The sequence below is a fragment of the Gloeomargarita sp. SRBZ-1_bins_9 genome (assembly GCA_039794565.1).
Lineage (GTDB): Bacteria > Cyanobacteriota > Cyanobacteriia > Gloeomargaritales > Gloeomargaritaceae > Gloeomargarita.
Genome location: JAUQVX010000004.1, coordinates 121,231 through 135,363, shown reverse-complemented (window position 1 = coordinate 135,363; position 14,133 = coordinate 121,231). Strand labels below are relative to the sequence as shown.

At 62.0% G+C, this 14,133-nt stretch carries 6 protein-coding genes and 1 pseudogene; 1 reads left to right on the top strand and 6 read right to left on the bottom strand.

Annotated elements, in window-relative coordinates; all coding sequences use genetic code 11:
* The first annotated feature begins 26 nt into the window (after nt 1-26).
* Complete coding sequence (locus Q6L55_05940) at nt 27-1,739, top strand: DNA polymerase III subunit gamma/tau (GenBank protein MEN9258254.1); 1,713 nt, start codon at nt 27-29, stop codon at nt 1,737-1,739.
* Here Q6L55_05940 and murG read toward each other — a convergent pair.
* The 6 genes and pseudogenes from murG to rpsT all read right to left on the bottom strand — a co-directional run bounded on the left by murG (nt 1,736) and on the right by rpsT (nt 14,029).
* Nucleotides 1,736-2,791: an undecaprenyldiphospho-muramoylpentapeptide beta-N-acetylglucosaminyltransferase gene (gene murG / locus Q6L55_05935; protein MEN9258253.1), complete on the bottom strand. Its 1,056-nt coding sequence runs from the start codon at nt 2,789-2,791 to the stop codon at nt 1,736-1,738. The genes Q6L55_05940 and murG overlap by 4 nt on opposite strands.
* 1 nt (nt 2,792) lies before the next feature.
* On the bottom strand, nt 2,793-3,776 hold the full coding sequence (locus Q6L55_05930; GenBank protein MEN9258252.1) for an NAD-dependent epimerase/dehydratase family protein: 984 nt from the start codon (nt 3,774-3,776) through the stop codon (nt 2,793-2,795).
* Between the two features lies 1 nt (nt 3,777).
* Nucleotides 3,778-9,597 (bottom strand): annotated as a pseudogene (locus Q6L55_05925) (DNA-directed RNA polymerase subunit beta').
* A 23-nt stretch (nt 9,598-9,620) separates the two neighbouring features.
* Entirely contained in the window at nt 9,621-12,911 is a 3,291-nt protein-coding gene (gene rpoB, locus Q6L55_05920; protein MEN9258251.1) for a DNA-directed RNA polymerase subunit beta, read from the bottom strand.
* 28 nt (nt 12,912-12,939) lie between these two features.
* Nucleotides 12,940-13,731 (bottom strand): TatD family hydrolase, encoded by a 792-nt coding sequence (locus Q6L55_05915; protein MEN9258250.1) that lies wholly within the window; start codon nt 13,729-13,731, stop codon nt 12,940-12,942.
* A gap of 1 nt (nt 13,732) precedes the next feature.
* A complete protein-coding gene (rpsT, locus tag Q6L55_05910; GenBank protein MEN9258249.1) occupies nt 13,733-14,029 on the bottom strand; it encodes a 30S ribosomal protein S20 in 297 nt (98 codons plus the stop codon).
* Between the last annotated feature and the right edge of the window lie 104 nt (nt 14,030-14,133).

The following is a 14,133-nucleotide window of genomic DNA, read 5'->3' as shown; positions in this document are numbered from 1 at the left end:
AGGTAGCGGGTCGGCTGTAAAGAGGCGTGTATATCCCCCTGTACCAGAAGTACCGCCCCCAAACCTTTGCACAATTGGTGGGTCAGGATGCGATTCGCACCGCCCTGACCAATGCTGTGCGCACGGGTCGCATCGCCCCAGCCTACCTGTTCAGCGGACCAAGGGGGACCGGGAAAACCTCCTCCGCCCGGATTTTGGCTAAGGCCCTCAACTGCCTGGGTAGCGATGTCCCCACGCCGGAACCCTGTGGGGTGTGTGCCCTCTGTCGGGCCATCAGCCAGGGTAATGCCCTCGACATCATCGAAATTGACGCCGCCAGCCATACGGGGGTGGACAACGTACGGGAGATGATTGACCGGGCGCAACTGGCTCCCCTGCAAGCGCGCTACAAGGTTTTCATTATTGATGAATGCCACATGTTGTCAGGGGCCGCCTTCAATGCCCTGCTCAAAACCCTGGAGGAACCCCCAGAACGGGTGGTATTTGTCCTGGCCACCACCGACCCCCAGCGCGTACCGGCCACCATCCTATCCCGCTGTCAACGTTTTGATTTCCGGCGCATTCCCGCAGCGGAGATGCAAGCCCATTTACAGCAGATTGCCGAGCGGGAAGGAATTGCCATTACACCGGCAGCCCTAGCGGTGGTGACCCAACTGGCCCAGGGGGGGATGCGGGATGCGGAGAGTTTGCTGGACCAGTTGAGCCTGTTGCCCCCACCGATTCAGCCGGAACAGGTGTGGCAGTTGGCCGGACGGGTGCCGGAGCGGGATTTATTCGACCTGATGCAGGCCATCTACGGGGACAACCTGGTGACGGTGCTGGAGCGGGGACGGGCGTTGATCGATCGGGGGTGGGAACCGTTGCCCCTGTACCAGCAGTTGGTGGGCTTGGTGCGGGATGCCCTGATTGCCTGCACCGCGCCCGAACAAGCCCACTTGACCAGTCTGATGGGGGATACCTGGTCTGCTCTGCGGGACTGGAGCCAACGCCTGGGGGTGGAAGCCCTGTTGCAGGCCCAGGACTATCTCCGCCAGAGTGAACCCCAACTGCGGCAAACCTCGCAACCCCATTTGTGGCTGGAGGTGATCCTGCTGGGGTGGTGGCAGCGCGCCCAGGGTCTAGGGTTACCGCAAGGGGAGTCTTCCCAGGTCGTGCCCCTGCGTCCCAAAATGGCCGAACCCGAGCAGCCCAAGACGGTTATGCCCCCTGCGGCAGCCCCAGCAATCCCCAAGGAACCATCCCCTCCACCGGCCACAGATGGGGAGAAAGTAGGGACACCCTCCGCTGGGATCCCTAGCGCTTCTGGGGATACGGTTGACCTGGCAGCTCTTTGGTCTCAGGTGGTGGCGGGAATCCGGCTCAAGGCGACCCGGGCCTTGTTTGAGCAAAATGGGCGGCTGGTGGCCCTGAACGACACCCAGGCCCAGGTGGCGGTGCATCCTGAACCCCTATTAAAAATCGCCGAGGGCAAACTCAAGGACCTGCAAGCGGCCTTCAAGCGGGTGTTGCACCGACCTGTTCAGGTACGGTTGGTCAGCCCGCCACCATCGCCGACGTCGCCCTGTTCCCCTGCGGTTGCTCCCCCCGCCCCACCGGCCATTGACTCCCCTGGATCACCACCGCCGAGCGCTTCAGTCGCCGTGCCCCCGGACCAGGTGCGTTTAGCCGCCCAACGCCTGGCCGACTTTTTCAACGGCGAAGTGATTGACCCGAGCGGTGATGAGGAGGACGATTTTTAAACCTGCAACGTCCGTAACAGTTGGGTAACCCGTTGGGCGCTATCGGGTACGGCCAACTGGCGCATCTGCTGGCTCATCCGGGCCAACCGTTCCGGTTGCGCTGCCAACTGGGCGACCGTCTGGGCAAGGACCTCGGGCGTCAGTTCCGCTTGGGGGATGACTACGGCGGCCCCCTGCTGGGCAAAGATGGCGGCGTTGTGGCGTTGATGGTCATCGGCCGCCCAAGGGTAAGGCACCAGAATAGCCGGTTTTCCCAGGAGCGCCAATTCCGTTAGGGTACCAGCTCCGGCCCGTGCTATCACCAGTTGCGCCCGCGCCATCCAGGTCGCCATATCCGGGAAAAACGCCCGTTCTATATAACGGGGGTGCGGCCACTGGCCTTGCTCCGGGTCCTGGTCCCCCGTTTGGTGCACCACCCACCAGCCCCGTTCCAGCCACGCCGGGACACAGGCCCGTACCACCCGGTTCAAACTCACCGCTCCCTGGCTGCCACCGGTCACCAGCACCACCAACGCTTCCGGAGGCACCGCGGTCACCGGCGCAGGGGGAGTCGCCCAAAAATCGGGGCGGGCCGGGGTTCCTACCACCACCGTCCGGCAATGGGGGAGATATTTTTGGGCGGGGGCGAACCCCAAGGCCACCACCGTACACCAGCGCCCCAGCCAGCGCGTAACCTTACCGGGCAAGGCATTGGATTCATGGAGGATGACGGGAAGCCCCAGGGACCGAGCTGCCGCAATCGCTGGTGCCGCAATGTAACCCCCTGTAGTGAACACCCGGTCAAATCCCCCCTGGCGCAACAATTGCCGGACCTGCCAGGTCGCCTGCGCCAACTCTGCCAGCACCCGCGCCGTTTGCCAAGACCATCCCTGGGGCCAACCCGACAGTTGCACCCGATGCAGGGGGTAATGGGCCGGTACCCATTCGTTCTCCAGGCGGTCGGGCACCCCCAACCACTCCACTTGCCAATCCGGGGGCAACGCCTGGGCCACCGCCAACGCCGGGAAAATATGCCCCCCCGTGCCACTGGCCGCCACCAGGATTTTGGGCATCTCACACCTTACCGTGCTGCCGAAACCAGTTTACCGCCTCCCGGAGCGCCTGGTCCAAATCCGACTGGGGCAACCCCAGCTCCTGGATCGCCCGCCGGGAGTCGTAGTACATGGTCTGCCCGGCCATGCGCACGCTGTCGAATGCCAAACTGGGAGTTTTCCCTAAACGGCTCAGCACCATTTCATCCAGCCAGGCCGCCGCCAGGGGAATTGCTAAGGGGATGGAAAAACGGGGAGCAGGCAGACCGGTCACCCGCGCCAATCGCTGGAAAAACGCCCGCAAAGACAAGTTGGTGTGTCCCAGGATGTAACGGCGTCCGGTTTGCCCCCTCTGCCAGGCCAAAAGATGTCCCCAGGCCACATCCTGCACGGGAATGAAGTTTAACCCCGTATTCACATAGGCCGGCATCTGGCGGCGCAAAAACCGCAGGATGATCTCACCGGTGGGGGTGGGTTTGCTGTCCCAGGGGCCGATGGGGGTGGTTGGGTTGACAATTACCACGTCTTGCCCTTGGGCCACCGCCTGGAAGGCCTCCTGCTCCGCCCAGTACTTGGACTTTTTGTAGTGGCCCACCAGCTGCCCTACTGGACTTTGGTGGGTTTCGTCCACCACTTCGCCCCGTTTGCCCACTCCCATGGCCGCCACCGAACTGGTATAGACCACCCGGGGCACCCCTGCCTGGCGCGCCGCTGCCAACACCTGCCGCGTCCCCAGCACATTCACCCGGTAGAGCAGCTCCCGGTCCCGCCGCCACAGGGAATAATGGGCCGCCACATGGAACAACCCCTCACATCCGGCCAGGTAGTCCGGCAGCTCAGGACTGAACAGGTCTCCCACGACCTGCTCTACCGGCAAACCCTCCAGGCTGGCCGCGTGACTTTGGGGGCGCACCAGGACCCGCACCCGATGTCCTTGGGCCAGGAGCAGGCGCACCAGATTCGCCCCCACAAACCCCGTAGCCCCGGTGACAAAGACCTGCGCCAAGTTACGCGTCGTCGCTATCCATCAGCACCTGGCGGGGGTCGGTGGAATCATCCACCATGTCCTCCTTGAGCACGTGGGCATCCTCCTGGGCATCGGGCAACTCCACCGCCCGGGGGCGATAGGCGCTGGCCGTCTCGGCAAAAAAGCCCGTACCCGCCGGAATCAGCCGCCCGATGATCACGTTTTCTTTGAGACCCCGCAGGTAGTCCACCCGCCCCTCGATGGCCGCCTCCGTTAGGACTTTAGTAGTCTCCTGGAAACTGGCCGCCGAGATGAAGCTGTCGGTGTTTAGGGCTGCCTTGGTAATCCCCATCAGCTTGGGCCGGTATTGAGCAGGCGCACCGGGTACGGTATTGTTCAGGCTTTCGATTTCCCGCAGGGTCATCATCTCGCCGGGCAAGCGCATCGTATCGCCCCCATCTTCAATGACCACCTTGGAGGTCATCTGGCGCACGATGACTTCAATGTGCTTGTCGGCAATTTCAATCCCCTGGTTGCGGTACACCCCCTGCACCTCGTTAACCAGGTAGGTCTGTACCTTTTCCAAGCTGCGGCGACAGGCCTCGTAGGGGGATTCCGTCTCCCGGTAGAGTTCGTAGAACAACTCCAACAGGTCGTGGGGGTCCACCGGCCCATCGGTCAGGGGTTGTCCGGCTTCCACCGCTTCCCCATCGCTGACCAGCAGGTTTTGCCCCGGCTCGGTGCGGATTTCCGTGACGCTGCCATCCTGGGCCGTCAGTTTCAGGGTAAAGGTCTCGTCCTCGTTGCGGGTCACCGATACCACCCCCGGTCGCCGGGCCAGACAGCAGGCATCCTTGGGCTTGCGGGCCTCCAGCAATTCCTCAATCCGCGGCAACCCCTGGATGATGTCGCTGTTTTTCACCCGCTCAAATACCAGGGTGAACAGGCGTTCGTTGCGCTGCACCAAGTCACCGTGGGCCACATGCACCGTCGCCCCCGCCGACACCAGATAGGGCCGGGCCAGCCGTAAGGTCACCTGGTCGTTGTCCAGCCGCAACACCTGCCCCGATTCGGGAGTGGTGATACCTGGGGCCAGTTCGTCCCCTGCCCGCACCATTTGTCCCACCTGCACCCGGGGAGTCTGGCCGTGGAGGGCAACCGCAAACTGGTCCTCCGCCGTCACCACCACCAGCTTGCGGGTAGAACCGCTCTCCTGGACAATCCGCCCTACGTACCCCGGCGTACGGCTGAGCATCACCGTGCGGGCCACCGCCGCTCCCGGGCCAATTTTTTCCCCATCCTGCACCAGGATTTGGGTGTAGGTGCGCCCTTGTAACTGGTCGGCTTCTTCATCGGCCCGCACCACCAGCGTTTCCAGGATCACCAACTGCAACCGGTTGATGGAGGGATCACGGCTGTCGGGGACAAATTCAATGTCGGCGGCCAGTTGGGGGGCATTCTCGCCGATTTCCAACACCAATTGGGTGCGCAACAGTTCCACCCCGTCCTTGGCCTTGACCCGCTCCCCATCCTTGTAGCTCAACCGCTGGACCGCCCGCAGGCGAATCCCGGCGCCGGCCTGGTGGGTGGCCTCTTGACTGGGCACCGGCGGCTCATCGGGGATGGTGTACTCCACCACCGGCCGCAACAGCAGGATGGGACCTTGGGGCGTATTTTCCACATACTCCAGGTAGGTCAGTTCGTTGACCGTTAAGCCCGGCAGCACCGTTTCCCCCGGATGGGCGAAGGTCTGGTCCCGTTGGATGGCCAGGTTGGGGTCGTCCACCAGAAACACCTGCCCCGGCTTGATGATCACCTCCCGCAGGATGTCGTTTTTCTCCACCACCTCCACCACGCCAGCGTTCTGGCAAAAGACATCCTTGACCACCTCCGTACCCGGTTCTACGTACTCGCCGGGTTGTACCAGCAAGAGGGAAATGTCCTTGTTGACTTCATGGGTTTCCTCAGGGATCCAGAGCAACGTGCCGCCCCGCACCACCTCGTACCCCTGCTTGGCCCGACCCCGGCGCACCGTCTCCAAGCCGGCACTGTAGCGCACCAACCCACCGGTCTGGGTGCGATAGCGGTTGTCCTCCAATTCCGCCACCACCGCCCCATTGGCCACCTTACTGCCGGGGCTGACCTTCAGGGCAAACCGCTGGCCGGTGCGGGTCTCCAACACATAGTGCTCGCTGCCCTGCTTGGTTTCCTTGACCACCTTGGCTTGGTCCAGCAGCACCGACGCCGTAATAATCTTAATTTCCCGGCTGCCCCGGTGGTTTTCCCCTAGGCTGAGGCGCACCAAACCCCCATGTTCACTCACCAGGTCCATTTGGGATAGCACCGTTTCCGCCTCGATCACTTGGCCCGGTTGCACCACCGGTTGCGCCCCCGGCGGCAGGTTATAGACCTCCCCGGCCAGCACCCAGATCAGGCCCGAGCGCTGCACCATGCGGATCGTCGCTCCATCGCCGCCCCCCTGCCGGTCCTGCTTGTCCTCGGTGGCCAAATCCACGCAGTAAATTTCCCCCGGAATATCGGCGGACACATCCTTGGTGGCTTTCTCGGTGGTGCGGCGCACTCGACTGGTGGTGGGCTTTTCCGCGACCGCTTGGCCTGCTTTCACGGTGGCCCCCGGCGACGCCAGCAGGATCGTGCCCTTGGCCAGGGGTAACTCCCGGGTCTCCGTCTCCCCAACCACCCGCACCGTCACATCCCCCTCCAGCAGCAGGGCCTCATCCCCGTGGCGGGTGCGGTAGGGACGGGCTGGCACCTCCGCCGGCAACTCCACCCGTCCGGCCACCGGCGCTTTCACCACCTCTGCTACATCCCCCGTAAACACGCCCCCGGTGTGGAAGGTACGCATCGTCAACTGGGTCCCCGGTTCGCCGATGGACTGGGCAGCAATAATACCAATCGCTTCCCCCAAGTCCACCATCTGCCCGTGGGCCAGGCTCCACCCGTAGCACTTTTGACAAATGGAATGGCTGGCCTCGCAGGTCAAGGGGGACCGTACCATCACCTCCGTGATCCCGGCTTGGACGATTGCCTTGGCCAGTTCCGCGTTGATGCCCTGGTTGCGGGCCACCAGCACCTCTCCGGTCTGGGGATGCACCACATCGCGCGCCGCCACCCGCCCCAGCAGCCGCTCCTGCAGGGGAATTTGTTTTTCCCCCACCTCCAGCGCCCGCAGCCAGATACCCCGCTCCGTGCCGCAGTCCACCTCCCGGATGATCAAATCCTGGGCCACGTCCACCAACCGCCGGGTCAGATACCCCGAGTCCGCCGTGCGCAGGGCCGTATCCACCAACCCCTTGCGGGCGCCATAGGACGAGATGATGTAGTCCGTGACCGTCAACCCCTCGCGGAAATTGGCCTTGATGGGCTGCTCGATGATTTCCCCGTTGGGGTCGGCCATCAACCCCCGCATCCCCACCAACTGCCGCACCTGGGAAACATTCCCCCGCGCCCCCGACGTGGCCATCATGTACACCGAGTTCAGGGGGTCCGTTTCCTCAAAGTGGCGCATCATATCGTCTTTCAGGGTCTCAGTGGTGGCGTTCCAGGTGTCAATCACCTTTTGAAACTGCTCCACCTTGGTAATTTCCCCTCGGTCGTAGCGCTCCTTGGCCTGCTGGATGGCCTCCTCCGCCTGTTGCAACAGCGCTTGCTTGGTGGGGGGCACCCGCAGGTCGTCAATGCTGATGGACACCCCCGCCTGGGTGGCGTAGCGGAACCCCATTTCCTTGATGGCATCGGCCATGATGGCTGTGCGGGCAGTGCCGTAACGACTGTAGGCCCAGCCAATCAGCTCCTTCAACTGGTTTTTGCCAATGACCTTGTTGCGAAACAGGGGACGGGGTACGGGCTGATTCATGGTCAAACCTCCGTGCTAGATGTGACTGGCGAGCGCATCCTGAATCGTTTTGTTGAAAATCACCCGGCCTGGAGTGGTGTGAATGTACTGCACTGAGTAGCCATTGCTGGTGCGGCGAATCTTGCGGGTCTCGTGGATCCGGTCGCCCCGGCGCTTCTGGCCGTAAATTTCCCAGGTTTCCACCAGGCCGTCGCTGCGGTTGATGGTTTCCGTGCGGATCAGGGTTTCTTCACCGATACCCTTTTTCTTGTCCGGCGGTTCCATTTCCACCTCCCCGTCATAGCGCAACCAAATCCAGGCGTGTAAATCCACCTGCTTCTGCTCGTAGGCTAGGATGACATCGTTCATGTTGGCAAAATGCCGACCGGTACCCTTTTGGGGCTGGGGGTTTTCCGCCGTAAGGTAGTAGGCCCCCAACACCATATCCTGGCTGGGTGCGACAATGGGCTGCCCCGTCGCCGGCGAAAGCAAATTCCCCGACGCCAGCATCAGAATCCGCGCCTCCGCCTGGGCCTCCAAGGATAGGGGCACATGCACCGCCATTTGGTCCCCGTCGAAGTCGGCGTTAAAGGCCGGACACACCAGGGGGTGCAACTGGATCGCCCGCCCCTCCACCAGGATGGGTTCAAAGGCCTGAATCCCCAAACGGTGCAGCGTCGGCGCCCGGTTGAGCAGGATGGGGTGACCCTGAATCACCTCCTGGAGAATCTCCCACACCTCCGGGTCCTCCCGCTGGATTTTCTTCTTGGCCGCCTTGATGTTATTGACGATCCCCAGGTGGATCAGCCGGTGAATGACAAAGGGCTGGAATAGCTCGATGGCCATCTCCCGGGGCAGGCCGCACTGATACAGTTTTAGCTTCGGCCCCACCACGATCACCGACCGCCCCGAGTAGTCCACCCGTTTCCCCAACAGGTTTTGCCGGAAGCGCCCCTGTTTCCCCTCAATGATGTCCGACAGGGATTTCAGGGGGCGGTTGTTGGGACCCACCACCGTCCGACCCCGCCGCCCGTTGTCGATCAGGGCATCCACCGCCTCCTGCAACATGCGTTTTTCGTTGCGGATGATGATTTCCGGGGCCATGATTTCTTGCAAACGCGCCAGGCGGTTGTTGCGGTTAATGACCCGGCGGTACAGGTCGTTCAGGTCCGACGTGGCAAAACGGCCCCCGTCTAATTGCACCATCGGTCGCAACTCCGGCGGGATCACGGGAATCACATCCAGCACCATCCACTCCGGTTTGGCGCCGGTGGCAATGAAGCTGTCAATCACCCGCAGCCGCTTGATCAGCTTGGGTTTGCGCTGACCCTTGGCGACGGCAATTTCCTGGCGCAGGTTTTCCGCCTCAATTTCCAGCCCCCGCCGCCCGTCCTGCTCCCGGTCCAAATCCTGCAACAGGCGCTTGATGGCCTCCGCCCCAAAGCCAATCTCCACCCCGTGCAGGGTGCTATCTTCCCGATAGAGTTCCTCCTCGATCTCCAGCCGTTGGTCCTCCGTCAGCAATTGCTTGTAGGTTAGGTTCTCCGCATTGCCGGGGTTGAGCACCACATAGGCATTGAAGTACACGATCTGCTCCACATCCCGCAGGGGCATGTCCAACAGGATGGAGATATAGCTGGGGATGCCCTTGAGGTACCACACATGGGTCACCGGCGCCGCCAGCTTGATATAGCCCATGCGATGCCGCCGCACCCGGGATTCCGTCACCTCCACCCCGCAACGCTCACAGACAATGCCCCGGTAGCGCACCCGCTTGTACTTACCGCAGTGGCACTCCCAGTCCTTCACCGGGCCGAAGATGCGCTCGCAAAACAGCCCGTCCATCTCCGGTTTCAGGGTGCGGTAATTAATCGTTTCCGGTTTGGTGACCTCCCCCACCACCTGACCGTTGGGCAGGGTGCGCTCCCCCCACTGGCGAATCCGCTCCGGGGAGGCAATGCCAATTTTGACGAAATCAAAATGATGGGAATCGCCGCGTGTCATGGGTTCACCTCCAGGCAATGGCATCAGGTCTCATCGTCGTCTTGGCCCAGGGACTCGTAGGCCGTCGGGCGGGGGGGAATGCGGCGGGAGCTAGGCGGGTCACTCATCAAATCCACCTCCACCACTCGGGTTTCCCCCGTCTCCTCGTCCTCGATGTTTTTGTAGGCGGCAATGTCAATACACAGGGACTGCAACTCCCGCATCAACACCTTGAAGGACTCCGGCGTACCCGGCTCGGGAATCGGTCGCCCCTTGACAATGGCGTTGAGGGCTTCGTTGCGCCCGCGGGTGTCGTCCGACTTGACCGTGAGCAGCTCCTGCAGGATATGGGCTGCCCCAAAGGCCTCCAACGCCCACACCTCCATCTCCCCAAAGCGCTGGCCCCCCTGCTGGGCTTTCCCCCCCAAGGGCTGCTGCGTCACCAGGGAGTAGGGACCCGTGGAGCGGGCGTGAATCTTGTCGTCCACCAGGTGCACCAGCTTGAGCATATAGGCGCAGCCCACCGTCACCGGCCGGTCGAAGGGTTCCCCCGTGCGCCCGTCGATCAACTTCACCTTGCCCGGGTGTTCCGGGTTAAACAACCAGGACTTGCCCGTCTTTTGGGCCGCTTCTTTTAACTTCTGGTGCACCAGCCGCTTGGAGGCCTCCGGGCCGTACATCTCGTCAAAGGGCACCAGCTTAAACCGCACCCCCAGGTGTAGCCCCGCCATCCCCAGCATGCATTCAAACACCTGACCCACGTTCATCCGCGACGGCACCCCCAGGGGATTGAGCACGATGTCAATGGGGGTCCCATCCGGCAGGTAGGGCATGTCTTGCCGGGGCAAAATCCGGGAGATGATCCCCTTATTGCCGTGGCGCCCCGCCATCTTATCCCCCACCTGAATCTTGCGCTTCTGGGCCACATAGACCCGCACCACCATATTCACCCCCGGGGGCAGCTCGTCCTTAAAGTCTTTGTTAAAGACCTGCACCCCCACCACGCGGCCCTTTTCCCCGTTGGGCACCCGCAGGGAGTTATCCCGCACATCCCGCGCCTTCTCCCCGAAGATAGCCCGTAGGAGTTTTTCCTCCGGCGGTTGGTCCGACTCCCCTTTGGGGGTAACTTTGCCCACTAGGATGTCCCCCGCTTCCACCCAGGCGCCCACCCGGATAATGCCGTTTTCGTCCAACTGGGCCAGGGCATCCTCCCCTACGTTGGGAACTTCCCGGGTGATTTCCTCCGGCCCCAATTTCGTCTGGCGCGCCTCGATTTCGTACTTCTCCACGTGGATGGTGGTGTACACGTCCTCCGCCACCAGGCGCTCGGAAATCAAGATGGCGTCCTCGTAGTTGTAGCCCTCCCAGGGCATGTAGGCCACCAGCACGTTCCGTCCCAGGGCCAGCTCGCCCCCCTCCGTGGCCGCCCCATCCGCCAGCACCTGTCCCCGCTGCACCCTATCCCCCACATACACCAGGGGCCGTTGGTTAATGCAGGTGTCCTGGTTGGAGCGCTGGTACTTTTGCAACTCGTATTCAATCTCCTGCCCCTGGGGGGTGCGCACCCGGATCCGCTCCGCATCCACGTAGGTCACTTGCCCGTCCGTGCGGCTGACGACGACCATCCCCGAGTCCCGAGCCGCCTGGGCCTCCAGCCCTGTTCCTACCAAAGGCCGCTCCGGTTTGAGCAGGGGCACCGCCTGGCGCTGCATATTCGACCCCATCAAGGCCCGGTTGGCATCGTCGTGCTCCAGAAAAGGAATCAGCGATGTGGCCACCGACACCACCTGCACCGGCGACACCGCCACGAATTCCACCTCATGGCGCTCGCACTGGGTCACCGCCCGGTTGTAGCGCACCGTCACTATCGGGTCCAGAATATTCCCATCCGCATCGGCCCGAATATCCGCCGGCGCCACCCGTCGCTCATCCTCCTGGTCCGCCGTCATGTACACCGGAGGCAAATCCCGCCGAATGCGCCCATGCTCCACCCGGTAAAAGGGCGTCTCGATAAACCCATACTGGTTCACCCGGGCGTAGGTTGCCAGGGAACCGATCAACCCCGCGTTGGGACCCTCCGGCGTCTCGATGGGGCAAATCCGGCCATAGTGGGACGGGTGAATATCCCGCACCGCAAACCCCGCCCGTTCCCGACTCAAGCCCCCCGGCCCCAGGGCACTGATACGCCGCTTGTGGGTCAACTCCGCCAGGGGATTGGTCTGGTCCATGAACTGGGACAGTTGGGACGAGCCGAAAAACTCCTTAATTGCCGCCACCAGGGGTTTAGGGTTCACCAGGTTCACCGGCGTCAGGCGCTCACTTTCCGCCGTCGTCATCCGGTCTTTGATAATCCGCTCCAGGCGATTCAGGCCCACCCGCACCTGGTTTTGCAGCAGCTCTCCCACCGAGCGCACCCGCCGGTTACCCAAGTGGTCAATGTCATCGATCTCCCCAATCCCATGCTCCAGGTTGATGAGATAGTTCACCGCCTTGAGAATATCGTCTTTGGTCAGCACCCGGATATCCTCCGGCACCGCCAACTCCAATTTCTTATTGAGCTTGTAGCGCCCCACTTTCCCCAGGTCGTAGCGCTTCGGGTCGAAAAAGCGAGCATAGAGCAACTGTTCCCCCCCACTAGCCGTCGGCGGTTCCCCGGGACGCAACTTGCGGTACAGCTCCAGCAGCGCCTCCTCCTCCGTGGGGTTGCCCTCCTTTTCCATCGTCTTGCGCAGGTAGTCGGGATACCGCAGGTTGTCAAAAATCTCGCTATCCGACAACCCCATCGCCTTCAGGAGCACCATCAGCGATAACTTACGGGTCTTATCAATCCGCACCCACATCAGGTCGTTTTTGTCCGTTTCAAATTTCAGCCAGGCCCCCCGGCTGGGAATCAAGCTGGCGCTGTAGGTGCGGCGGTTATTTTTATCCTTATCCTCCTTGTAGTAAATCCCCGGGCTGCGGACGATTTGGTTGACGATCACCCGCTCCGCCCCATTGATAATAAACGTGCCCCGGTCCGTCATCAAAGGCAAGTCGCCGATGAACACCTCCTGGGTAATAATTTCCCCCGTTTCTTTATTCAGCAATTGGGCCGGCACATAGACCTGCACCGCGTAGGACGCATCCCGGCGTTTGGCCTCCTCCGGGTCATATTTGGGGCGCTTGAGCTTGTACTGCTCCCCGAGAAAATGCAGCTCAATCTTACCCGTGTAATCCGTAATAGGCGAGAAGTTTTTTAGCTCTTCAATCAGCCCCTCCTCCAAAAACCAGCGAAAGCTAGCCCGTTGGATTTCGATCAAATCCGGCAGCAGGAACATATTTGCGCTCATCACCATCTCCCCCGAAACAACCTTTTATGCCACCTTATGCCACCGCAACCGGTAACCGAAACAGCCCACTGGCGTTATCGGTCGTCTGGTGGGCTACCCGCGCCAGGGATTCACCCCGCAGGGCCGCCACCTTTTCTGCCACTGGCAGGACGTAGGCCGGTTCATTGCGCTGACCCCGGTAGGGCACCGGCGCCAAGAAAGGACAATCCGTCTCCACCAGCAAGCGGTCCGCCGGCACCAGGGGCACACAAGCCTGCACCGCCCGGGCATTCTTGAAGGTGACAATGCCGCTGAAACTGATCAACAACCCCAGCTCCAAAAACCACTGCATCTCCTCCGGTGTTCCACTCCAACAGTGCATCACCCCCCGCACTGGGCCATGGCAAGCCCAAAACCGCCCCAGCAACTCCCGCATCGGCGCCGCCGCCTCCCGACAGTGGATGATCACCGCCAGGTCATGGCCCTGAGCCAGCAACAACTGCTCCCAAAACGCCCGCTCCTGCTCCTGGCGGTTCGTGGCCTTGTAAAAGTCCAGCCCCGTTTCCCCCACCGCCACCACCCGGTCCCCCCAGCAAATGGCCTGTTCGATGGCCCGTCCCACCTGGACACTCCACCGGTGCGCCTCCAAAGGATGCAACCCCACCGCACAGACCAACTCCGGTAACTCCTGCACTAGCGCCTGAATGGCCCCAAACTCCTCCGGCGTTACACAGGAGTGCACCAGCCCCACCACCCCCGCCTGCTGCCAGCGCGCCCGTAAGGGGAGTAACTCACCGGCAAGCTCCGGGAAGTTCAAGTGAACATGGGTATCAACCAAGGGCGGCATACTAGGCCGAAGCAGCAGCTTGCTCTGATTGTTGCGCCAACAACCGTTTTAAGTGGCGGGCCAAGCGCGCCTTCTTACGGGCACCATTGTTAGCATGAAGGACCCCCCGCTTGACCGCCTTGTCAATCTTGCTGTAGGCAGCCCGCATCGCCAGCTCCCCCGCCTGCACATCCCCCGCTTGGATCGCCAACAAACACTTTTTCATCAAGGTCTTGACAGCCGACTTATAGGCCTTATTGCGCAGGCGATTCCGTTCCGCAATTTTGATCCGCTTGATGGCCGACTTGGTGTTAGCCACACCCGTTACCCCACTAACAACCCCTTCCCCTAGCCATGACACTAGCAGTCATGGTCAGGAGCACGAAAGCGCTTTATTAACATAAGCGATACCACCCTAGGTTG